This window comes from Edwardsiella ictaluri ATCC 33202, from assembly GCF_000264785.1.
In the GTDB taxonomy this organism is placed as follows: Bacteria; Pseudomonadota; Gammaproteobacteria; order Enterobacterales; family Enterobacteriaceae; genus Edwardsiella; species Edwardsiella ictaluri.
This window is the reverse complement of record NZ_AFJI01000025.1, coordinates 31,165-53,839: the sequence shown is the minus strand read 5'-3', so window position 1 is coordinate 53,839 and position 22,675 is coordinate 31,165. Positions and strand designations below refer to the sequence as shown.

Here is a 22,675-nt window from a genome sequence, read left to right as displayed (position 1 = left end):
TATTCCCGCGAGGAGTCGATGCTTCTGGCATCGAACACCATAACAGTAATAAGGTGTTTAGAAAGTTTGGAGCGGGAAACGAGACTCGAACTCGCGACCCCAACCTTGGCAAGGTTGTGCTCTACCAACTGAGCTATTCCCGCAATGGTACTGCTTTTTTTCATCCAGCCGCACGGCGGCCTTCTAAATTTGGAGCGGGAAACGAGACTCGAACTCGCGACCCCAACCTTGGCAAGGTTGTGCTCTACCAACTGAGCTATTCCCGCGTCGCATAGCGGACGGTGTGCGTTTGAAAAACCTCACAATTCCGTCTCGGTACGGGGAGCGCATTATACGGAGATTTTCGCCCCCCGCAAGTCCCTTTCGCGAAAAAATCGTATAAATCGCCTGACTGACGATAAAAACGCCCGGATGCGCAGATTATCGACGCCCGGGCGCATCGCGGCACTATGGCTGGATAAAATGCGTACGGTAATACGTCAGCTCAGCCACCGATTCACGAATATCGTCCAGCGCCTGATGGGTATTCCTCTTCTTGAATCCCTCCAGGATCTCCGGCTTCCAACGACGCGCCAGCTCTTTCAGGGTACTGACATCCAGATAGCGGTAGTGGAAATAGCGCTCCAGCTCCGGCATATAGCGGAACAGGAAGCGACGATCCTGGCCGACGCTGTTGCCACAGATCGGAGAAACGCCGGCGGGTACCCACTGACGCAAAAAGTCGAGGGTCGCCTGTTCGGCGGCCGCATCATCGTACTGACTGGCCTTCACCCGCGCCACCAGCCCGCTGGCGGTATGGGTACGTACATTCCACTCGTCCATCAGCGCCAGCTGGGCGTCATCCTGATGCAGCGCAATCACCGGCCCCTCCGCCAGCACGTTCAGATCGGCATCCGTCACCAGCGTGGCGATCTCGATGATCCGGTCGCGCTGCGGATCCAACCCGGTCATTTCCAGATCGATCCAAATCAAACGCGTTTCACTTGCACTCATAGCTCCCCCGGCAAATAGTATTCAATGGCACAGCGTGTCCGCGCGATCGCGATGACGCTCAATTGCGGGACACAGCCCAGCGTGTATCATAGACACTTTACGCGCTGCGGGCGATCGCCGCAGTGCATCAAAAACAGAGTGAGACGCAGTTGAGTAAGAAAAAACTATCGCACGGCCAGCAGCGACGGGTGCATACCAATCACCAGCGTCGTCTGCAGCAGACGGACAATAGCGCAGAGATGGACGACAGCCTGTTCGGTGACGCCCAGGACGGGATTGTCGTCAGCCGTTTCGGCAAACATGCCGACGTTGAGGCCGCCGATGGCACTCAGCAGCGCTGCAACATCCGCCGTACCCTGCCATCGCTGGTGACCGGCGATCGGGTGGTCTGGCGCGCCGCGCTGCAGGCTGGCAGCAAAGGGATCATCGAGGCCGTTCATCCGCGCAGCTCCGTCCTGACGCGTCCGGACTACTACGATGGAGTGAAACCCATCGCCGCCAATATCGACCAGATCGTCATCGTCTCGGCTATCCTGCCGGAGCTGTCGCTGAACATCATCGATCGCTATCTGGTCGCCTGTGAAACCCTCTGCGTCGAGCCGCTGATCGTGCTGAACAAGGTCGATCTGCTGGATGAAGAGGGGCGCGAGTTTGTCGAACAGGCGATGGAGATCTATCGTCACATTGGCTACCGGGTAGTGCTGGTCTCCAGCCACAACGGCGAAGGCATAGTGCAGCTGCAGGATCGGCTAACCCAGCGCATCAGCATCTTCGCCGGTCAGTCCGGCGTGGGTAAATCCAGCCTGCTCAACGCGTTGCTGCCGACGCTGGAGAGTCAGATCGAGGTCGGCGCCGTCTCCGATAACTCCGGTCTGGGCCAGCACACCACCACCGCGGCCCGGCTGTATCACTTTCCGCACGGCGGTGACGTGATCGACTCGCCCGGCGTCCGTGAATTTGGCCTGTGGCATCTGGACGCAGAGCAGATAACCCAAGGATTCATTGAGTTTCGTGACTACCTGGGCGGCTGCAAGTTCCGCGACTGTAAACACGGCAACGATCCGGGCTGCGCCCTGCGAGAGGCGGTAGAGCGCGGCGATATCGCAGAAACGCGTTTTGACAACTATCATCGTATTCTTGAGGGGATGGCGCAGGTTAAACTGCGCAAGAACTTCGGCAACGGCGATAGCTAACGCCGCTGCCCGGCCCGCGTTGGGCATTATCAATGTATTATCCGGCTATACTGCGTGTAGCCGGTAGATTATTCTGTTGGATAAAGAGGCTAACGTGCTCGATAGCATTAAAATCAGACTGCAATATCTACTGCCGAAACAGGGGCTGACGCGCCTGGCTGGCTGGGCCGCTGATAAACCGGCCGGCTGGCTGACCCAGAGCGCCATCAAGGGCTTTGCCCGCTATTACGGCATCAATATGCAGGAAGCGCTTTACCCCGATCCGGCGCACTACAAGACCTTTAACGACTTCTTCGTCCGCCCACTGCGCGATGGGGTACGCCCCCTCGCCGAGTTTGACGATGGCGTGGTGCTGCCCGCCGACGGAGCCATCAGCCAGCTCGGCCCCATTGACGAGGATCGCATCCTGCAGGCCAAGGGCCACGACTATACGCTGGAGGCGCTGCTGGCTGGACAGTATCCGCTGGCGGAAACCTTCCGCGGTGGTCAGTTCGTCACCACCTACCTGTCGCCGCGCGATTATCACCGGGTGCATATGCCCTGCGATGGCCAGCTGCGCGAAATGATTTATGTCCCGGGCGATCTGTTCTCCGTCAACCCGCTAACCGCCGCCAATGTGCCCAATCTGTTTGCCCGCAACGAGCGACTGATCTGTATCTTTGATACTGCCTTCGGCCCTCTGGCGCAGATCCTGGTCGGCGCCACCATCGTCGGCAGCATCGAAACCGTTTGGGACGGCTGCGTAAACAGCGAGCGTGCCGGAATTATCCGCCGCTGGACCTACCCAGCCGAAGGCGAGCGCGCCGTCGCGCTGAAAAAAGGCCAGGAGATGGGTCGCTTTAAGCTGGGCTCCACGGTGATCAACCTGTTCGCCCCCGGCCGCATCCAGTTTGACTGCGCCCTGAGCGCCGGCTGCATCACCCGGATGGGCCGGGAGCTGGGCCACGCGCCTGCCGCAGCGCAGGAATCCGCAGCCAACGCAGAACCCACATAATCCCCCGGTGCGGCGTATATCGCCGCGCCCGTCCTCAGCAATGGCGAGGGCCGACCATGCGCCACATCCTCCAACGTATTCTGCTGAGCGACCTGCGGCGGCGACTGCTGCCGGGGCTGGCACAGCCGCCGCTGAATAAACGCCAGCTGACGTTGGCTCTCAAGCAGGCCGAGGCGGCCAAAAGCGCGCCGCACAGGACAAAACCGTCGATGCCTTGCAAAGCACCCCGGGGTGGATAGAAGAGGCCAACACCTCCGCCCAACGTACCCAGCAATACCGCAAAACCATCAGTGATTTTCCACGCCTGATCCACGAACTGCGCCAGCAGCTCACAGTAGCGCCTACAGCCCCCAGTGGGCGAAATCTCAACTCCCTGCTGTATGGCTGTGATAGCCCAATTCTGGAACTGGCCAAACTCAAGGGCGCCATCGAAACCCTGACAGAAGCCCGCGAGGCGATCCACCGTTACCTGTTCTGGGCGGCAGATATCGATCCTGTCGGGCTTAGGCTACCGGCTGACCACCCTGCGGGCGCTGGAGCGCCTGCTGTCGCTGGATACCCTGCACCGGCTCAGCCAGGCTGTCATAATGATGCTGACCTATCGCACCACCCTGCGTCTAGTCACGCCGCTACCACAGCGCGTTTCTGGTACGCGTTGACAAGGTCAACCAAGATCACATCTCGCTGACCCTGCATACCCTGCTATGGTCGACTCTGGTCGCGTTACCGGCGCTGTGGGCCTTGATGATCAGCGCCGCCCTCCCATAACAGCGGGCTATTCATTGTCCACCTCGCTCGGCTGGGGCGAACGTCAGGTACGTCGCGCCATGCGCTATTACCGCACGTCTATCTGGCTTATCGCTCCGCTGCTGATGGCCGTGGTGATCTTCAACAATCTGGCCAATCGCAGCTTTACCTCTACCCTTGGGTGCGCCTGCTTCATCATGATGTGCCCGACCCTGCTGTTGCTGGCCACCAGCCTGCGCCGCGCCGGTACTCCGCTATATCTCAATCGCGCTGACTCCGGTGAAAATCAGCTTAACCACCTGCTGTGGGGAGGGCTGCTGTACGCTCTGCTGACGGAGTATGCCGGGCATAAAAAACCCGCGCCGGGCGCGGGTCTGGGAGGTAATCGTTAAGGTCAGGCGCGATCGACGGAGAAGGCGATCACCTCGCTGAGACGCTCGGCTGACAGCGCCAACATGATCAGACGATCGACGCCCAGTGCGACCCCGGAGCTGTCCGGCATTCCGTGCTCCAGCGCCGCCAGCAGATGCTCGTCGATCGGCTGCTGCGGCAGTCCCGCCGCCGCCCGCTTGCGATTATCCTGTTCAAAGCGCTGGCGCTGCTCCGCTGCATCAGTCAGCTCATGGAAACCGTTGGCCAGCTCTACGCCGCGGTAGTACACCTCAAAGCGCTCCGCGACGCGGTGGTCCTCAGTACTGATCTGCGCCAGCGATGCCTGACTGGCCGGAAAATGGTAGACAAATACCGGACGTTCTTTACCGATATGGGGCTCAACGCCAAAGGCAAATAACAGCTGCAGCAGCGTATCGCGATCCTCCTCATTATCAGCAACATTACTTAAATCCAGTTTTGCCGCCACTTCACGCAGCTGAGTTTTATCGGCAGAGAGCGGATCAACGTCCAGATGACGAATAAAAGCCTGCTGATAAGAGAGCGTTTCGGCACTTTCGCATTCAAGCACCTGTTGCAACAAATCGTCCACTTCATTCATCAGACGATACATATCATAATGCGGGCGATACCATTCCAGCATGGTAAATTCCGGATTGTGATAGCGCCCAGACTCTTCATTGCGGAAACTGCGACACAGCTGATAGATGGGGCCGCTGCCGGCGGCCAGCAGCCGCTTCATATGATACTCCGGGCTGGTCATCAGATATAGCATCATCCCCTGTGCTACCCCGGGACCGACAAAGTGGGTCTGAAAGGGAACCAGGTGAACATCCGTTACCGTGGCCTGGCTCATCGACGGGGTGTCGACCTCCAGCACGCCGCGGTCTGAGAAAAACCGCCGGATGGTGGACAGGATGCTGGCACGTTTCAACAAATTAGCCACAGGTGCACTGGGCTGCCAGCTTGCCATATCGCTCATGATGATAACTCCGAAATAAAACAGGGTGGGCAGTCTACCCGCTTCTCTCCGCAGATGACAGTTTTCCTCACCGGGCCTCACCGGGCTCCCGCTATCCCGTATCACCGCGCAAAGCGTACCTTAAACGGCACTGGATACTGACGAGCTACCTAATAGATGAATCTGAAAACTATTTACACTATTCTAAAAAGCAAACAAAACATATTAAAAATAGAATATAACGGCAGAAACATCCTTAAGATCACATTTTACTATTTTTTCCCGCTCTAAAAAGGATAAAACACCCAACCACGTCAATTTTCTACCACTTCAACATGAGTATAATTTTTGGGATTCAAACTTATAAAGCATAACCATTCCCATGCGTAATAAAGACAGCAGTTACATTTATGCTACCTTTCTTTAATACGCATTCTGGAATGGTTATTCGTTTTTAAACGTTACTTTACCATTGAACACCCGGAGGAATGCAGTGCAAACCTTTAACGCAGACCTTGCCATCGTCGGGGCTGGGGGTGCTGGCTTACGAGCAGCGATTGCCGCCGCCGAGGCCAACCCTCAACTGAAGATTGCCTTAATCTCAAAAGTGTACCCGATGCGCAGCCACACCGTGGCGGCGGAAGGCGGTTCCGCGGCCGTCACTCAGGCTCATGACTCTTTCGATTTCCACTTCCACGATACCGTTGCCGGTGGTGACTGGCTGTGTGAGCAAGACGTCGTCGATCACTTCGTACATAACTGTCCGCGCGAAATGACCCAACTGGAGCTGTGGGGTTGCCCGTGGAGCCGTAAACCTGACGGTTCGGTCAACGTACGTCGTTTCGGTGGCATGAAGATTGAGCGTACCTGGTTTGCCGCAGACAAGACCGGCTTCCACATGTTGCACACCCTATTCCAGACCTCACTGAAGTATCCGCAGATCCAGCGTTTCGATGAGCACTTCGTGCTGGATATCCTGGTGGATGACGGTCAGGCCCGCGGCGTCGTCGCCATCAATATGATGGAAGGCACCATGGTGCAGATCCGCGCCAACGCCGTTATCCTGGCAACCGGCGGCGCAGGCCGTGTATACCGTTACAATACCAACGGCGGCATCGTCACCGGCGACGGGATGGGCATGGCCTTCAAACACGGTATTCCGCTGCGTGACATGGAGTTCGTTCAATATCACCCGACCGGTCTGCCGGGCTCAGGCATCCTGATGACTGAAGGCTGCCGCGGCGAAGGCGGGATTCTGGTCAACAAGGACGGCTACCGTTACCTGCAGGATTATGGCCTCGGGCCGGAAACGCCGCTGGGCGAGCCGAAGAACAAATACATGGAGCTGGGGCCGCGTGACAAAGTGTCCCAGGCTTTCTGGCACGAATGGCGCGCAGGCCGCACTATTTCCACACCGCGCGGCGACGTCGTGTATCTGGACCTGCGTCATCTCGGCGCCAAGAAGCTGCACGAGCGCCTGCCGTTCATCTGTGAACTGGCCAAGGCCTACGTCGGTGTCGATCCGGTCAATGAGCCGATCCCGGTACGACCGACCGCACACTACACCATGGGCGGTATCGAAACCGATCAGAACTGTGAAACCCGCATTAAGGGTCTGTTTGCCGTCGGCGAATGCTCCTCTGTCGGCCTGCACGGCGCCAACCGCCTGGGCTCCAACTCCCTGGCTGAACTGGTGGTCTTTGGCCGCGTCGCTGGCGAAAGCGCCCTGCAGCATCTGCAGAATGTCACCCCGACGAACGGCACGGCGCTGGACGCGCAGGTGAAAGACATCGAGGGCAACCTCAAAGCGCTGGTTAACCAGGAAGGCAACGAAAACTGGGCGACCCTGCGCGATGAAATGGGCACCTCCATGGAAGAGGGCTGCGGTATCTACCGTACCACCGATCTGATGCAGAAGACGGTCGACAAACTGGCTGAGCTGAAAGAGCGCTTCAAGCACGTCAAGATCACCGATACCTCCAGCGTATTCAACACCGAGCTGCTGTATGCCATCGAGCTGGAGCACGGTCTGAACGTTGCCGAGTGTATGGCACATTCCGCCATTAACCGTCGTGAATCCCGCGGTGCTCACCAGCGCCTGGATGAAGGCTGCACCGAGCGTGATGACGTAAACTTCCTGAAGCATACGCTGACCTACTTCAATGAAAGCGGCGCACCGCGCATTGAGTACAGCGATGTGAAGATCACCAAGCTGCCGCCGGCCAAACGTGTATACGGTGCCGAAGCAGAAGCTCAGGAAGCCAAGAAGAAAGAGGAAAAAGCGAATGGCTGAGATGAAAAACCTGAAAATGGAAGTCATGCGCTACAACCCGGAACAGGATGCCGAGCCGCGCTTTGTGACTTACGAGGTTCCGTATGATGACGCAACCTCCCTGCTGGATGCCCTGCTGTATGTGAAGGACAATCTGGCGCCGGACCTCTCCTTCCGCTGGTCCTGCCGCATGGCTATCTGCGGCTCCTGCGGGATGATGGTCGATAACGTACCGAAACTGGCCTGTAAGACCTTCCTGCGCGACTACCCGAACGGGATGCGCGTTGAGGCGCTGGCCAACTTCCCGGTTGAGCGCGATCTGGTGGTCGATATGACCCACTTTATCGAGAGCCTGGAAGCGATCAAACCGTACGTCATCGGCAACGATCGCAAACCGGAAGAGGGTACCAATAAGCAGACCCCGGCGGAGATGGAGAAATACCATCAGTTCTCCGGCTGCATCAACTGTGGCCTGTGCTATGCCGCCTGCCCGCAGTTTGGTCTGAATCCGGAGTTCATCGGCCCGGCCGCGATCACCCTGGCTCACCGCTACAACCTGGACAACCGCGACCACGGTAAGAAAGAGCGTATGCCGGTACTGAACACCCAAAACGGTGTTTGGAGCTGTACCTTCGTCGGTTATTGCTCTGAAGTCTGCCCGAAACACGTGGATCCGGCTGCGGCCATCCAGCAGGGCAAGGTAGAAAGTGCCAAAGATTTCATGATCGCAATGCTGAAACCGCAATAAGGGAGACTCGATTGCAATGACGACTTCAACCAAACGCAAACCCTATGTGCGGGGTATGTCATCCAACTGGTGGCACAAGCTGGGTTTCTATAAGTTCTACATGCTGCGCGAAAGTTCAGCGCTGGAAAACGTCTGGTTCAGCATTGTGCTGATCTATGGCGTATTCTCGCTGAAAGACGGTGCCGCAGGCTGGGAAAGCTTTGTTGCGTTCCTGCAAAACCCGCTGGTACTGGTCCTCAATATCATCTCCCTGCTGCTGGCCGTGCTGCATACCAAGACCTGGTTTGAGCTGGCGCCAAAAGCGGCCAACATCGTGGTAAACGATGAGAAGATGGGCCCGGCACCGATTATCAAGGCGCTGTGGGTTGTCACTATCGTCGTTACCGTGGTGGTTCTGGGCCTGGCCCTGCTGTAACCGAGGAGAAAGCATGATGAACAATAAAGTTTACAAACGTTCTGACGAGCCGGTTTTTTGGGGTCTGTTTGGCGCAGGCGGTATGTGGGGAGCTATCTTCGCGCCGGCCGTGATCCTGATCGTTGGCATTCTGCTGCCGCTGGGGATGTTCCCGGATGCGCTGACCTTTGAGCGCGCCCTGAGCTTCAGCCAGAGCATCATCGGCCGTATCTTCTGGCTGCTGATGATCATTCTGCCGCTGTGGTGTGGTCTGCACCGTCTGCACCACATGATGCACGATCTGAAGATCCACGTGCCGGCAAGCAGCTGGGTATTCTATGGTCTGGCGGCCATTCTGAGCGTTGTGGCGCTGATCGGGATCTTTACCCTGTAATCCGCCCGGGATGAAAAAGCCTCCCCCTTCGGGAGGCTTTTTTTATGGGACTCGCATCAAGGCAGCGATGCTAGGCGTTGCTAAACTTAAGTCCCAGTATCCCGCAGATAATAAGCCCCAGGCTCAGCAGACGCAGGGGGCTGGCCGACTCACCCTGCAGCACAATTCCCATGATGGCGGCGCCGACGGCACCGATGCCGGTCCAGACAGCATAGGCGGTACCGGCAGGCAAGGTTTTCATCGCATGGGCCAGCAGCAGTACGCTAGCGACCATCGCCAGCAGCGTAACGACACTGGGCCACAGGCGAGTAAATCCGTGGGAATACTTTAAACTGATGGCCCAGACCACTTCGAGCAGGCCGGCTATCAGCAATACTATCCAAGGCATGATGGTGTCCAGCGACAGGCAGGGGCGTCCCTGAAAAAAGCAGCATGTACGGGTCGTCCCGCACAAGGGGAACCATAGGTGGTATCCCGGTAGTCTCTCTACCATCCCCCTCCCGGCAGAGGATGGGAACGGCATGCGCCGCGGCGAGCAAAAAAAACCGCGCCTGGCGCGGTTCTCTTCGACCAAGGGGTTACTTCACGCGGGAGACATATTCGCCGGAGCGGGTATCCACCTTGATGACTTCGCCAATCTGAACGAACAGCGGAACCTTAACCACAGCGCCGGTGGTCAGGGTTGCCGGCTTACCGCCGGTACCGGCGGTATCCCCTTTCAGGCCCGGATCGGTCTCAACAATTTCCAGCTCAACGAAGTTCGGCGGAGTAACCGCGATAGGCTGGCCATTCCACAGGGTAACCACACACTCAGCCTGATCCAGCAGCCACTTGGCGTTGTCACCAACGGCTTTGGCATCGGCAGCCAGCTGCTCAAAGGTATCATTGTTCATGAAGTGCCAGAACTCACCGTCGTTGTACAGGTAAGTCAGGTTCACATCCATCACATCGGCGCCTTCGGCGCTATCGGTAGACTTGAAGGTCTTTTCGATCAGCTTGCCGGTCAGAAGACGGCGCAGCTTAACGCGGGCAAAGGCCTGACCCTTACCCGGTTTGACGAATTCACTGGATTCAACGGCGTAAGGTTCGCCGTCCATCATGATTTTAAGACCGGAGCGGAAATCGTTGCTAGAATACGTTGCCATAAAGGCCCTCTGAATAATTTACTTTACTTGGTAGCTTAGCCAAAAAAATGGCACATATTATAACCCAAAAAGGGCAGCCGAGAGAAGATTGGCTGCAACAACTTGCCGACGTTGTCACCGACCCCGCCGACTTACTGGCCCAGCTGGGCCTTTCTGACCATCCACAGTGGCTGGCAGGCTGCGAGGCCCGTCGCCTGTTTCCTCTGCGGGTACCACACGCCTTCATCAGCCGGATCCGCCGTGGCGATCCTAACGATCCCCTGCTGCGCCAGGTGATGAGTGACGCCGCCGAGTTTATTGAAACGCCCGGTTTCTCCACCGATCCGCTGGCAGAGCAGCACAGCGTCGTTCCCGGTCTGCTGCACAAATACCAAAACCGCGCGCTGCTGTTGGTCAAGGGCAGCTGCGCCGTCAACTGCCGCTACTGCTTCCGCCGCCACTTTCCCTATCAAGAAAATCAGGGAACCCGCGCCAACTGGCAACGGGCGGTGGCGTATCTGTGCGAACACCCAGAGCTGGATGAGATCATTTTCTCCGGCGGCGATCCTCTGATGGCCAAAGATCACGAGCTGGACTGGCTGTTCACCCAGCTGGAGCAGCTGCCGCACCTCCGGCGGCTGCGTATCCATAGCCGCCTGCCGGTGGTGATCCCGGCGCGCGTGACCGATGCGCTGTGCCAACGCATGGCGGACTCCCGTCTGCAGATGATACTGGTCACCCATATTAACCACGCCAACGAAATTGATGAAGCACTGAGCGAGGCCATGGAGCGACTGAAGCAGGCCGGCGTGACTCTGCTGAATCAGAGCGTGCTGCTGCGTGGCATCAACGATAACGCCGATACGCTGGCGGCCCTGAGCAACGCGCTGTTTGAGGCCGGTATTCTCCCCTACTATCTGCATGTTCTGGATAAGGTGCAGGGTGGTGCCCACTTTATGGTGCCGGATGATGAGGCACGTCGCCTGATGAACGGGCTGCTGTCCCGGGTCTCCGGTTATCTGGTACCGCGTCTAACCCGCGAAATCGGCGGTGAACCGAGCAAAACCCCGCTGGATCTGCATCTGCGCCAGCAGTAGCTCCCACCAAACGCTGTATCGGCCTGTGCCCTCAGCGGACAGGCCGCCTCCCCTGAGCTACGTAAGCGACAATAAATATCACACTTCATAAACAAAATGGTTCCAATCACCATAAACTTTAACCATTTGTTAAACTGAAGCGATCCAGTCATATGCTTTAACCGACCATTTACGTTATAAATACACCGCGATAATTCATCATACCAATAATATTAATCTGCGTTCGTTAGGGAAATTTATGCCTGCATACTTACCATTTTTTCTGGGTATCCTGCCGATTGCTGTCATGATCATCCTAATCCTGAAACTGAAAACCCCGATCCATCTCGCCGTACTGATCACACTGGCGCTGACACTGACGGTCACCGGCCTGTATTGGCATACACCGCTACAAACCCTAGGATCAGCGCTGATCTACGGTGCCTTAAAAGGGCTGTGGCCGATCGTCATCGTGATCCTTGGCGCTATCTACAGCTATAACCTGATGCTGAAGACCGGCAGCATGGACATCCTGCGCGACGTACTGGCCGCCGTCAGCGATGATAAGCGTATTCAGGTTCTGCTGATCGCCTGGTGCTTCGGTGGCTTCCTGGAGGCGGCCGCCGGCTACGGTACCGCGGTGGCGATTCCCATCGGGATCCTGATCGCGCTGGGCTTTAACCCGCTCAAGGCCGCCATCGCCTCACTGGTTGCCAATACCGTACCGACCGCCTTTGGCGCCGTCGGCATCCCGGTCTCTATTCTGGCTGAGCAGGTCAATCTGCCGGTCACCGCGCTGAGCGGAACCATCATCTCCCAGCTGGCCCTGTTTAATATTCTGCTGCCGTTTGTCATCGTCACCATCATCGGCGGCGGCGTCAAAGCCCTGCGCGACGTCTTCACGCTGACCCTGCTGTGCGGCATCTCGACCCTGATCCCACAGTATCTGGTCGCCATCAAGCTGGGCGCCGAGCTGCCCGCCTTTGCCGGTAGCCTGGTCAGCCTGATCGTCGTCACCCTGATGGCCAAGGCGCGGCGCGGCGAGACCGCCGCCGAATACCGTATTGACGGCACCCATCTCAAGGGCAACGTCCGCTATTCCGCCCCGCAGCTGCTGCGCGCCTGCGCAATCTATCTGCTGATCTTTATTTTCATTCTGCTGTGCTCACCGCTGTTTCCGGCGATCCGCTCGACCGTTGCCCAGGTCGCCAGCGTTCTGCCCTTCCCGCTGGCCAACGGCCAGGTGCTGAAGCTGAAGATCGACTGGATAGCGACGCCTGGCGTTCTGATCATCATCGCCACCCTGATCGGCGGAGTGATTCAGGGCGCGGCCCTGCGCCAGATGCTGCAGGTTTTCGTCGCCACGGTAAAGCAGCTGAAAAACTCCATCATCGCCATCAGCGCCATCGTTGCCATGGCGACGGTCATGGACGTCAGCGGGCTGATCGCCACCTTGGCACAGACGCTGGTTAACGTCACCGGTGGCGGCTATCTGTTCATTGCCCCGATCATCGGTGCGTTGGGAACCTTTGTCACCGGCAGCGACACCAACTCCAACGTGCTGTTTGGCAAGCTGCAGACCATGGCGGCGGAAAAGCTGCACGTCGATCCGCTGTGGCTGGCGGCCGCCAATACCTCCGGGGCCACCGGCGGCAAGATGATTTCGCCACAGAGCATCGCCATTGCCGTCTCAGCCACCCGCATGGATGGCCAGGGCAGCGCCATCATGTCTGGAACCCTGAAGTACTGCTGCGCCTATATCGTTATTCTGGGGTTGAAGGTCGGTCTGGTCTATTACCTATTTATTCCTTAATTGATTGAATTAAATAATATTTTACTTTCTGCAATGGAGATTTTTTGTCGTGAACGTCAACTTTTTCGTCACCTGTCTTGGAGACGCCCTGAAGTCGCGCATGGCGCGCGATAGCGTACTGCTGCTGGAGCAGCTGGGCTGTACGGTCCACTTTCCGGAAAAGCAAGGCTGCTGCAGCCAGCCTGCCATCAACGGCGGCTACGTTGAGGATGCCATTCCGGGCATGAAGACCCTGATCCGCGCGCTGGAGGAAAACGACGACCCGATCATCTCGCCGGCGGGCTCCTGCACCTATGCGGTCAAGAGCTATCCCAGCTACCTGAGCGACGAGCCCGGGTGGGCGCTACGCGCCGAGCGCGTCGCCAACCGGATGGTCGACCTCACCTCCTTTATCGTCAACTCCCTCGGCGTTCAGGACGTGGGCGCCCACCTGCCAGGGCGGGCGGTCTACCACCCCTCCTGCAGCCTGCTGCGCAAAATGAAGGTCCGCGATGAGCCCCTGACGCTGCTGAGCCATGTCCGGGGGCTGGAGCTGCTGCCGTTCCCCGCCGCCGAGACCTGCTGCGGCTTTGGCGGCACCTTCTCCATAAAAATGGCCGAGATCTCCGGAGAGATGGTGAAAGAGAAGGTCAGTCATATGATGGAGGCCCAGCCGGAGTATCTGATCGGTGCCGATATCAGCTGCCTGATCAACATTGGCGGCCGCCTGCAGCGCGAAGGGCTACCGGTCAAGGTGATGCACATCGCCGAAGTGCTGATGAGCCGTTAAGGGGGATGCCATGTCATTGAAAACCAGCGATGTAAAATTTAAGGATCGCATTCGGCTCCAGCTGGATGATGCAGTCATGCGCAAGGCGGTAGCCAATGCCCAGGAGCGCATCAGCGCCAACCGGCAAAAAATGGTGGATGAGCTGGGGCACTGGGATGAGTGGCGCGAGCGTGCCGAACAGATCCGCGATCACGTGCTAGATAACCTGGACGCCTACCTGTACCAGCTGGCGGAGAAGGTGACGGAGAACGGCGGAAAGGTCTACTTTGCCAAGACCAAAGAGGACGCAACCCGCTATATTCTACAGGTTGCCCAGGGCAAAAACGCCAAAAAGGTGGTGAAAGCCAAGTCGATGGTCACCGAAGAGATCGGCATGAACCACGCTCTGCAGCAAGCGGGAATCCAGGTGGTGGAGACCGATCTGGGCGAATACATTCTGCAGCTGGATCAAGATCCGCCCTCCCACGTGGTGGTACCCGCGATCCACAAGGATCGCACCCAGATCCGCCGGGTGCTTCATGAGACCCTGGGCTATGATGGTCCGGAGACGCCGGAGGCGATGACCCTGTTTATCCGCCAGAAGATCCGCCAGGACTTCCTCAGCGCCGATATCGGCGTCACTGGCTGTAACTTTGCCGTCGCCGAAACCGGCTCGGTCTGTCTAGTCACCAACGAAGGTAACGCCAGGATGTGCACAACCCTGCCGCCGACCCATATCGCCGTGATGGGGATGGAGCGCATTGCCCCCACCTTCGAAGAGGTGGATGTGCTGATCACCATGCTGGCGCGCAGTGCGGTCGGCGCCAGGCTGACCGGCTACAACACTTGGCTGACCGGCCCGCGTGAGGCGGACAACCTTGACGGTCCGCAGGAGTTCCACCTGGTGATCGTCGATAATGGCCGCTCCAGCATTCTCGGCTCACCGTTCCGGGCAGTACTGCGCTGTATCCGCTGTGGCGCCTGCATGAACACCTGCCCGGCCTATCGTCACATTGGCGGCCACGGCTACGGCTCCATCTATCCGGGCCCGATTGGGGCGGTGATCTCGCCGCTGCTGGGCGGCTATGCGAATTTTAAGGATCTTCCCTACGCCTGTTCGCTGTGTACTGCCTGCGACAGCGTCTGTCCGGTCAATATCCCGCTCTCCAAGCTGATCCTGCGCCATCGTCGGGCAATGGTCGAAGCCGGCCTGCCGCCGAAGGCGGAGCAGCGCGCGACCCGGCTATTTGCCTATGCCAACAGCCACCCGACGCTGTGGAAGGTCGGCATGATCGCCGGTGCCAGGGTCGCCAGCTGGTTAATTAAAGGCGGCAAGGCTCCTATCAACGCAGGAGCGCTGGCGGAGTGGACCGCAGCGCGCGATCTGCCGCAGGCCGATGGCGAGAGCTTCCGCAGTTGGTTTAAACAGCACAAGGAGCAGGGGAATAAATAATGAACAATCGCGATGAATTTCTGGCCACAATCGCCCGCCAGCTGGGGCGCGAAGTTCGCCATATCCCACAGCCTCGCCCCCAGCCCATCAATGACTATGCCCAAACCCGCCTGACCGGGCTCAGCGTACAGCAGCGCTGCGACGCCTTTATCGACGTCGCCAGCAATGTGATGCTGGCGCACTGTGAGCGCTGCAGCGAAGCCGATGCGGCCCAAGCGGCGCTGCATCTATGTCAGCGCTATGGCCAGACGCCGACCATCGTCAGCGGGGATGGCCGTCTGGCGCAGTTGGGGATCACCGAAACACTGGTGAGGGAGTGCCCGGCGACGGTATGGGATCCGGCGCTCGGCGCAGAGAATCTGCGCATGGCAGAGCAGGCCAAGGTTGGCGTAGTCTACGCCGAATATGGACTGGCCGAATCCGGCGGCGTGGTGCTGTTCTCCTCGGCGTTGCACGGGCGCGCTCTGAGCCTGCTGCCGGAGTCCTCCATCTTTGTGCTGCGTAAGAGCACCATTCTACCGCGGGTGGCACAGCTGGCCAGCCTGCTGCACCAGCGCGCGCAGCGGGGAGGGCGGATGCCATCCTGCATCAACCTGATCGGGGGGCCCAGTTCGACCGCGGATATCGAGCTGATTAAGGTCATCGGGGTGCACGGACCGGTAAACGCCGCCTATCTGATCGTTGAGGACTGCTAAACGTCGGCCTCTGCGCCTGCACTAAAAAAGCCGCAGCCCTCAGGCCGCGGCTTTTTTGAACCGATGCTTCCTGTCCCAACCGCTCAGTTCGGGCATTTATAAACCTGTCCGCTCATCTTGCTGTCCAACGGAGCAAAGCTGGACCAGAAGCTTTCACTCGGGCTGACAGCGCCATAGACCACGTTACCACCCATTGCGGCAGCCTTATTGCGCAGATCGTTAGCGGCAGCGCGCATAGAGCTGGTTTCACCGCCCTGACCTGACAGCCAGTTGCTCTGGGTCCCCACCGCTTCGCCCAGCAGTTGACATTCGGTGCCCGGCTTCGCATCGGTAAACTTCACCTGCTGGCCGGAGGAAGACAGCTGAGTCATGGTACTGCACCCTGCCAGCAGCATGATGGCTGCCAGCCCCAGTAACCCTTTAATTCGCATCTTATTCCCCATTTGATGTGTAAATGTTATCCGAATCATACCAGAATCCGTTGGTAACACTGAATAAATGTACCGAACAGGCACGCAACGGCTCGCGGGCCCCCGGCCAACCCCGGTATATCACCGCATACTAGTGTATCCGAAACCCGTGATGCCACAATGATATGACAAATCTTCGCACGCCATCATATGCCGGGCATAAAAAACCCCCGCAAAGCGGGGGTTTAGTAGAGCGCAGATGCTGGCAGATTACATCATGCCACCCATACCGCCCATACCGCCCATACCGGCAGCACCCAGGTCAGCTTTCTCTTCCTTCGGCAGATCGGTCACCATGCACTCGGTGGTGATCATCAGACCTGCAACGGAGGAGGCGTACTGCAGCGCAGAACGGGTTACCTTGGTCGGATCCAGGATACCCATCTCGATCATGTCACCGTACTGCTCGGTCGCCGCGTTATAGCCGTAGTTACCTTCACCGGCCTTCACATTGTTGGTAACCACTGACGGCTCTTCACCGGCATTGGCCACGATCTGACGCAGCGGTGATTCCATCGCACGCAGCGCAACCTTGATACCGACGTTCTGCTCTTCGTTGATGCCTTTCAGGTCAACCAGCTTGGCCGCCACGCGAACCAGCGCCACGCCACCACCGGCAACCACACCTTCTTCCACCGCAGCACGGGTTGCGTGCAGGGCGTCTTCTACGCGTGCTTTCTTCTCTTTCATTTCAACTTCAGTTGCCGCGCCCACTTTGATAACGGCTACGCCGCCAGCCAGTTTAGCCACGCGCTCCTGCAGCTTTTCACGATCGTAGTCAGAGGTCGCTTCTTCGATCTGCTGACGGATTTGAGCCACGCGGCCCTGAATGGCGGACTCTTCGCCCACACCATCGATGATGATGGTAGTGTCTTTGTTGATAACCACGCGTTTAGCCTGACCCAGATCTTCCAGGGTCGCTTTTTCCAGCTCCATACCGATCTCTTCAGAGATAACGGTACCGGCGGTCAGGGTAGCGATATCCTGCAGCATCGCCTTACGGCGATCGCCGAAGCCCGGCGCTTTCACCGCCGCCACTTTCACGATACCACGCATATTGTTGACCACCAGGGTCGCCAGCGCTTCGCCTTCAACGTCTTCGGCGATGATCAGCAGCGGCTTACCGGCTTTGGCAACGGCTTCCAGCACCGGCAGCATTTCGCGGATGTTGGAGATCTTCTTGTCAGCCAGCAGAATGAACGGGCTTTCCAGCTCAACGGCGCCGGTTTCCGGCTTGTTGATGAAGTACGGGGACAGATAGCCGCGATCGAACTGCATACCTTCAACCACGTCCAGCTCGTCCTGCAGGCCGGTGCCTTCCTCAACGGTGATAACGCCTTCTTTACCGACTTTTTCCATTGCTTCAGCGATCAGCTGGCCCACGGTGTCGTCTGCGTTGGCGGAGATGGTACCCACCTGTGCAATCGCTTTAGAATCGGAGCACGGCACAGACAGCGCCTTCAGCTCTTCAACGGCAGCGCTCACGGCTTTATCGATACCGCGCTTCAGATCCATCGGGTTCATCCCGGCAGCAACGGCTTTCAGGCCTTCGTTAACGATAGCCTGCGCCAGAACGGTTGCCGTAGTGGTACCGTCACCGGCGGCGTCATTCGCCTTGGAGGCGACTTCTTTCACCATCTGTGCGCCCATGTTCTCGAACTTATCTTCCAGTTCAATCTCACGCGCAACGGATACACCGTCTTTGGTGATAGCCGGAGACCCGAAGGATTTATCCAGGACCACGTTACGACCTTTCGGGCCCAGAGTCACTTTCACTGCGTCTGCCAGAACGTTCACGCCGCGCAGCATTTTTACGCGGGCGTCATTACCAAATTTTACGTCTTTAGCTGCCATTATTTTTGTCCCTTAAATTCGTTCAATTGGATAGTACGGGCGCTATACGGATGCGGCGATTACGCCTCAACGATGGCCAGAATGTCGCTTTCGGACATGATCAACACTTCTTCATTGTCGATCTTCTCGGCTTTCACGCCATAACCATCGTTGAAAATCACGGTGTCACCGACTTTCACGTCCAGCGGTTTCACGTCGCCATTCTCCAGAATGCGACCATGACCCACGGCGACAACTTCACCACGCGTGGATTTGCCCGCTGCGGAACCGGTCAGAACAATGCCGCCAGCAGACTTGGACTCAACTTCTTTACGCTTGACGATCACACGGTCATGCAATGGACGAATTTTCATTGATAGCTCTCCTTTGAGAAAGTCCATATCGTTTAGGGTTGAAAGCCAGACGTGGGCAATAACGCCACGCTCCGGACTCATGTTTTGCTAGATTGGGGCGTCGTTTCCCTCCTTCAAGGGGGGCACGACAAAAAAATTCGCTTTTTTTTAACCTGCAACAGCCGAAGATGCAACCCAGAAATGACAGCGGCCCACCGGAAAGGCGGGCCGAAGGGATTCATTTATTATCCAGACGCTGACGATCGTCATCCTTGCGCTCAAACTCACCGTCAAAGGTATGACCGCCGCCGCCAGGCCCACCACCGAAGCCACCGCCGTCGCCCGGGCCACTGCTGCGGTAAATACGGAAGTAAGGAAGCAGTTTCAGCGCCAGGCGCTTCTGTACCAACGGCAGCATCAGCAACAGACCGAGGAGATCCGTACAGAACCCCGGCAGCAGCAGCAGCAGACCCGCCATCACCAGCGATACGCTTTTAATCATCTCTGCGGCAGGACTCTCCCCCATCGCCAGCTTCTGCTGCATCTGCATCAACGTCTTCATTCCCTGATTACGCACCAGCGATGCGCCGAGACAGGAGGTCAAGATCACCAGCAGCAGCGTCAACGCAACGCCTAAAACGGCAGCGACTTTGATAAAAATCGATATTTCAATATAGACATAAAAAAATATCAGGATAAAGGGCAACCAGCGCAAATGGTGTCTCCTAATTAAACGACTGTTTCAGTATTCACATGAATGTAAATAAAAACCAAGTACTTTAAAAATAAAATTATATTGGAGTCAAAAAAAACGTCCATATAATTCGTGTGGTGTTATTTTAATCGCTGCTTTTTCGCTACCCATTGTTAGTTATTTACATTATCTGTGAGTATTATCACAGATATGATAATCAAAGGGATAAGATACTCCATATAGTGATCTAGGTTCATACTTTTCCCTCCCGGCAGCATATGATCGTGCCCATAAAAGAGAGAACGGTGAATTCTCTCTGTTGTTCCTTAAAGAAAATTAATTTGTTAGCTAATTTACTATTCGGCATCAATGAAAGAAGGTTCCCATGTCAAATAACATCCGTATTGAAGAAGATCTATTAGGCACCCGTGAAGTTCCCGCAGACGCTTATTATGGCGTTCACACCCTGCGTGCGATGGAAAACTTCTACATCAGCAACAACAAAATCAGCGATATTCCTGAATTTGTTCGCGGCATGGTGATGGTTAAAAAAGCAGCAGCACTGGCTAACCGTGAACTGCAGACTATCCCGCGTAAAATTGCTGATACCATCATCCTGGCCTGTGACGAAGTCCTGAACAACGGCAAATGCATGGACCAGTTCCCGGTAGATGTTTTCCAGGGCGGCGCCGGTACCTCTGTTAACATGAACACCAACGAAGTGCTGGCCAACATTGGTCTGGAGCTGCTGGGTCACAAGAAAGGTGAATATCAGTACCTGAACCCGAACGACCACCTGAACAAATGCCAGTCTACCAACGACGCTTACCCGACCGGTTTCCGTATCGCCGTTTACGCTTCTATCATGAAGCTGATCGAAGCGGTCAAAAACCTACGCGAAGGCGTTGACCGTAAAGCTGATGAATTCAAAAACATCCTGAAGATGGGTCGTACCCAGCTGCAGGACGCCGTACCGATGACTCTGGGCCAGGAGTTCCACGCATTCAGCGTACTGCTGAACGAAGAAGTGAAAAACCTGCAACGCACCGCTGAACTGCTGCTGGAAATCAACCTGGGCGCTACCGCTATCGGTACCGGTCTGAATACACCGGAAGGCTATCAGAAACTGGCCGTGCAGAAGCTGGCTGAAGTCAGCGGTCTGCCATGCGTACCGGCTGAAGACCTGATTGAAGCCACCTCTGACTGTGGTTCTTACGTCATGGTTCACAGCGCGCTGAAACGTACCGCGGTCAAACTGTCCAAAATCTGTAATGATCTGCGTTTGCTCTCCTCTGGTCCGCGCGCTGGCCTGAACGAAATCAACCTGCCGGAGCTGCAGGCGGGTTCCTCCATCATGCCGGCTAAAGTTAACCCGGTTGTACCGGAGGTTGTTAACCAGCTGTGCTTTAAAGTCATCGGTAACGACACCTGCGTCACCATGGCGGCTGAAGCCGGTCAGTTGCAGCTGAACGTCATGGAGCCGGTTATCGGCCAGGCCATGTTCGAATCCATCTCTCTGCTGACCAACGGTTGCTACAACCTGCGTGAGAAATGCATCGACGGCATCACTGCCAACAAAGAAATCTGCGAAAAATTCGTCTTCAACTCTATCGGTATCGTTACCTACCTGAACCCGTTCATCGGTCACCACAACGGTGATATCGTGGGTAAAATCTGTGCTGAAACCGGTAAGAGCGTACGCGAGGTTGTGCTGGAACGCGGTCTGCTGACTGAAGCGCAGCTGGACGATATTTTCTCTGTTGAAAACCTGATGCACCCGGCTTACAAAGCTAAACGCTATACCGATGAAAGCGAAAAATAATTAACGCATCGGATTGTTATAGGCACGTCTGGTCCCATGGTCAGCCGTGCCTTTTTCTTGACAGAACCAATAGTAAAACAAGAATTATTATCATTATATTTTAAGGAGAAACACTATGCTAGTTCTAGAACTGGTAATTGTTCTGCTGGCGATTTTCTTGGGTGCCAGACTGGGCGGGATCGGGATCGGCTTCGCCGGTGGTCTCGGGGTATTGGTGCTGGCCGCCATCGGCGTTGCACCAGGTAAGATTCCGTTCGACGTAATCTCTATCATCATGGCCGTTATTGCCGCTATCTCTGCGATGCAGGTTGCCGGCGGTATGGACTACTTGGTTCACCAGACTGAAAAAGTTCTGCGTAAGAACCCGAAATACATCACCATTCTGGCGCCGGTCGTCACCTACCTCCTGACCATCTTCGCCGGTACCGGCAACATTTCCCTCTCTGCGTTGCCGGTTATTGCCGAAGTCGCCAAAGAGCAGGGTATCAAACCATGCCGTCCGCTCTCCACCGCCGTGGTATCCGCGCAGATCGCTATTACCGCATCACCGATCTCTGCTGCCGTGGTTTATATGTCTTCCGTCATGGAGGGCCACGGTATCAGCTACCTGCATCTGCTGATGGTTGTACTGCCATCCACCTTCCTGGCAGTTTTGGTGATGTCTCTGATCGTCTCCTGGTGCTTTGACTCCAAACTGTCCAACGATCCGGTATACCGCAAGCGTCTGGAAGAGGGTCTGATCACGCTGCGCGGCGACAAGCAGATTGAAATCAAAAAAGGGGCCCAGACCTCTGTATGGCTGTTCCTGCTGGGCGTTATCGCCGTGGTGGCCTACGCCATCATCAACAGCCCGAGCCTGGGCCTGGTTGCCAAACCGCTGATGAACACCACCAACGCCATCCTGATCATCATGCTGAGCGTGGCCACCCTGACCACAATCATCTGTCGTGTCGATACCGATAACGTGCTGAATTCCAGCACGTTCAAAGCCGGTATGAGCGCCTGTATCTGTATCCTGGGCGTGGCCTGGCTGGGCGATACCTTCGTCTCTTCCAACATCGACTGGATCAAAGAAACCGCCGGTACCGTTATCCAGAACCATCCGTGGCTGCTGGCAGTCATCTTCTTCTTTGCCTCTGCCCTGTTGTACTCTCAGGCTGCAACCGCCAAGGCGCTGATGCCGATGGCCCTGGCCCTGAACGTCTCTCCGCTGACCGCCGTTGCCTCCTTTGCCGCGGTGTCTGGCCTGTTCATCCTGCCAACCTACCCGACGCTGGTTGCCGCAGTACAGATGGATGACACCGGTACAACCCGCATCGGTAAACTGGTCTTTAACCACCCGTTCTTCATCCCGGGTACCCTGGGTGTGGCTCTGTCAGTTTGCTTCGGCTTCCTGCTGGGCAGCGTTATGCTGTAATCCCGCACACATCACGTTAACGGGGCGCGCTGCGCCCCGTTGTCATTTTTGCGCCCGTTTGCGCCTGACAAGCCCGCCCCCCTCACGGTAT

Annotated in this window: 24 protein-coding genes and 2 tRNA genes; 16 read left to right on the top strand and 10 right to left on the bottom strand. The window is 56.8% G+C overall.

The genetic code is table 11. The annotated features are described in order from the left end of the window. Positions 1-67: 67 nt before the first annotated feature. The 3 genes from EIEH_RS03335 to orn form a co-directional block, all read right to left on the bottom strand. A tRNA-Gly gene (locus EIEH_RS03335) sits at positions 68-143 on the bottom strand. Between the two features lie 47 nt (positions 144-190). Continuing rightward, positions 191-266, bottom strand: a tRNA-Gly gene (locus tag EIEH_RS03330). A gap of 181 nt (positions 267-447) precedes the next feature. After that, a complete protein-coding gene (orn, locus tag EIEH_RS03325) occupies positions 448-993 on the bottom strand; it encodes an oligoribonuclease (RefSeq protein ID WP_015869846.1) in 546 nt (181 codons plus the stop codon). Between the two features lie 149 nt (positions 994-1,142). Between orn and rsgA the strand changes: the two genes are divergently transcribed. From rsgA to EIEH_RS19585, 5 genes are all read left to right on the top strand, one after another. Then, a complete protein-coding gene (rsgA, locus tag EIEH_RS03320; RefSeq protein ID WP_015869845.1) occupies positions 1,143-2,186 on the top strand; it encodes a small ribosomal subunit biogenesis GTPase RsgA in 1,044 nt (347 codons plus the stop codon). A 94-nt stretch (positions 2,187-2,280) separates the two neighbouring features. Next, positions 2,281-3,180: an archaetidylserine decarboxylase gene (asd, locus tag EIEH_RS03315; protein ID WP_015869844.1), complete on the top strand. Its 900-nt coding sequence runs from the start codon at positions 2,281-2,283 to the stop codon at positions 3,178-3,180. 56 nt (positions 3,181-3,236) lie between these two features. After that, positions 3,237-3,419: a hypothetical protein gene (locus EIEH_RS19595; RefSeq protein WP_015869843.1), complete on the top strand. Its 183-nt coding sequence runs from the start codon at positions 3,237-3,239 to the stop codon at positions 3,417-3,419. Further along, on the top strand, positions 3,395-3,868 hold the full coding sequence (locus tag EIEH_RS19590) for a hypothetical protein (RefSeq protein WP_071525682.1): 474 nt from the start codon (positions 3,395-3,397) through the stop codon (positions 3,866-3,868). Before EIEH_RS19595 ends, EIEH_RS19590 begins: the two co-directional genes overlap by 25 nt. Before the next feature lie 94 nt (positions 3,869-3,962). Then, positions 3,963-4,319 carry a hypothetical protein gene (locus EIEH_RS19585; RefSeq protein ID WP_035608647.1) on the top strand — a complete coding sequence of 119 codons (357 nt, stop codon included), beginning with the start codon at positions 3,963-3,965 and terminating at the stop codon, positions 4,317-4,319. Positions 4,320-4,321: 2 nt separating this feature from the next. On the opposite strand, the gene epmA is transcribed toward EIEH_RS19585, so the two are convergent. Further along, complete coding sequence (gene epmA / locus EIEH_RS03300) at positions 4,322-5,299, bottom strand: elongation factor P--(R)-beta-lysine ligase (RefSeq protein WP_015869841.1); 978 nt, start codon at positions 5,297-5,299, stop codon at positions 4,322-4,324. A gap of 472 nt (positions 5,300-5,771) precedes the next feature. Here epmA and frdA point away from each other — a divergent pair, with 472 nt between their 5' ends. Genes frdA through frdD form a run of 4 tightly spaced genes read left to right on the top strand, consistent with a single transcriptional unit; the run spans position 5,772 to position 9,086 of the window. Next, the gene (gene frdA, locus EIEH_RS03295) at positions 5,772-7,571 is read left to right on the top strand and encodes a fumarate reductase (quinol) flavoprotein subunit (RefSeq protein ID WP_015869839.1); all 1,800 of its coding nucleotides are present in this window, start codon (positions 5,772-5,774) and stop codon (positions 7,569-7,571) included. Continuing rightward, complete coding sequence (locus tag EIEH_RS03290; protein WP_015869838.1) at positions 7,564-8,298, top strand: succinate dehydrogenase/fumarate reductase iron-sulfur subunit; 735 nt, start codon at positions 7,564-7,566, stop codon at positions 8,296-8,298. Before frdA ends, EIEH_RS03290 begins: the two co-directional genes overlap by 8 nt. A 16-nt stretch (positions 8,299-8,314) precedes the next feature. After that, complete coding sequence (gene frdC / locus EIEH_RS03285; RefSeq protein WP_015869837.1) at positions 8,315-8,713, top strand: fumarate reductase subunit FrdC; 399 nt, start codon at positions 8,315-8,317, stop codon at positions 8,711-8,713. 16 nt (positions 8,714-8,729) lie between these two features. Beyond that, positions 8,730-9,086 carry a fumarate reductase subunit FrdD gene (gene frdD / locus EIEH_RS03280; protein WP_035608668.1) on the top strand — a complete coding sequence of 119 codons (357 nt, stop codon included), beginning with the start codon at positions 8,730-8,732 and terminating at the stop codon, positions 9,084-9,086. Positions 9,087-9,156: 70 nt separating this feature from the next. On the opposite strand, the gene sugE is transcribed toward frdD, so the two are convergent. Then, a complete protein-coding gene (sugE, locus tag EIEH_RS03275; protein WP_035608643.1) occupies positions 9,157-9,474 on the bottom strand; it encodes a quaternary ammonium compound efflux SMR transporter SugE in 318 nt (105 codons plus the stop codon). 190 nt (positions 9,475-9,664) lie between these two features. Beyond that, the gene (gene efp, locus EIEH_RS03270; protein WP_015869834.1) at positions 9,665-10,231 is read right to left on the bottom strand and encodes an elongation factor P; all 567 of its coding nucleotides are present in this window, start codon (positions 10,229-10,231) and stop codon (positions 9,665-9,667) included. A 47-nt stretch (positions 10,232-10,278) separates the two neighbouring features. Here efp and epmB point away from each other — a divergent pair, with 47 nt between their 5' ends. The 5 genes from epmB (at position 10,279) to EIEH_RS03245 (ending at position 15,995) form a co-directional block, all read left to right on the top strand. Then, the gene (epmB, locus tag EIEH_RS03265) at positions 10,279-11,307 is read left to right on the top strand and encodes an EF-P beta-lysylation protein EpmB (protein WP_015869833.1); all 1,029 of its coding nucleotides are present in this window, start codon (positions 10,279-10,281) and stop codon (positions 11,305-11,307) included. 238 nt (positions 11,308-11,545) lie between these two features. After that, positions 11,546-13,099, top strand: coding sequence for an L-lactate permease (locus EIEH_RS03260; RefSeq protein WP_015869832.1), 1,554 nt, complete (start codon positions 11,546-11,548; stop codon positions 13,097-13,099). 49 nt (positions 13,100-13,148) lie between these two features. Further along, the gene (locus EIEH_RS03255; RefSeq protein ID WP_015869831.1) at positions 13,149-13,868 is read left to right on the top strand and encodes a (Fe-S)-binding protein; all 720 of its coding nucleotides are present in this window, start codon (positions 13,149-13,151) and stop codon (positions 13,866-13,868) included. Positions 13,869-13,878: 10 nt separating this feature from the next. After that, a complete protein-coding gene (locus tag EIEH_RS03250; RefSeq protein ID WP_015869830.1) occupies positions 13,879-15,300 on the top strand; it encodes a LutB/LldF family L-lactate oxidation iron-sulfur protein in 1,422 nt (473 codons plus the stop codon). Further along, entirely contained in the window at positions 15,300-15,995 is a 696-nt protein-coding gene (locus EIEH_RS03245; protein ID WP_015869829.1) for a LutC/YkgG family protein, read from the top strand. The genes EIEH_RS03250 and EIEH_RS03245 overlap by 1 nt, the downstream gene beginning before the upstream one ends. An 83-nt stretch (positions 15,996-16,078) precedes the next feature. Here EIEH_RS03245 and EIEH_RS03240 read toward each other — a convergent pair whose 3' ends face one another. From EIEH_RS03240 to EIEH_RS03225, 4 genes are all read right to left on the bottom strand, one after another. Next, on the bottom strand, positions 16,079-16,426 hold the full coding sequence (locus tag EIEH_RS03240; RefSeq protein WP_015869828.1) for a DUF4156 domain-containing protein: 348 nt from the start codon (positions 16,424-16,426) through the stop codon (positions 16,079-16,081). A gap of 249 nt (positions 16,427-16,675) precedes the next feature. After that, on the bottom strand, positions 16,676-18,319 hold the full coding sequence (gene groL / locus EIEH_RS03235; RefSeq protein ID WP_015869827.1) for a chaperonin GroEL: 1,644 nt from the start codon (positions 18,317-18,319) through the stop codon (positions 16,676-16,678). Positions 18,320-18,378: 59 nt separating this feature from the next. Further along, on the bottom strand, positions 18,379-18,672 hold the full coding sequence (locus EIEH_RS03230; RefSeq protein ID WP_015869826.1) for a co-chaperone GroES: 294 nt from the start codon (positions 18,670-18,672) through the stop codon (positions 18,379-18,381). A 217-nt stretch (positions 18,673-18,889) separates the two neighbouring features. Then, entirely contained in the window at positions 18,890-19,366 is a 477-nt protein-coding gene (locus tag EIEH_RS03225; protein WP_015869825.1) for an FxsA family protein, read from the bottom strand. Positions 19,367-19,730: 364 nt separating this feature from the next. Between EIEH_RS03225 and aspA the strand changes: the two genes are divergently transcribed. Then, the gene (gene aspA / locus EIEH_RS03220; protein WP_015869824.1) at positions 19,731-21,167 is read left to right on the top strand and encodes an aspartate ammonia-lyase; all 1,437 of its coding nucleotides are present in this window, start codon (positions 19,731-19,733) and stop codon (positions 21,165-21,167) included. 115 nt (positions 21,168-21,282) lie between these two features. Continuing rightward, on the top strand, positions 21,283-22,584 hold the full coding sequence (locus tag EIEH_RS03215) for an anaerobic C4-dicarboxylate transporter (protein ID WP_015869823.1): 1,302 nt from the start codon (positions 21,283-21,285) through the stop codon (positions 22,582-22,584). Positions 22,585-22,675 lie beyond the last annotated feature (91 nt).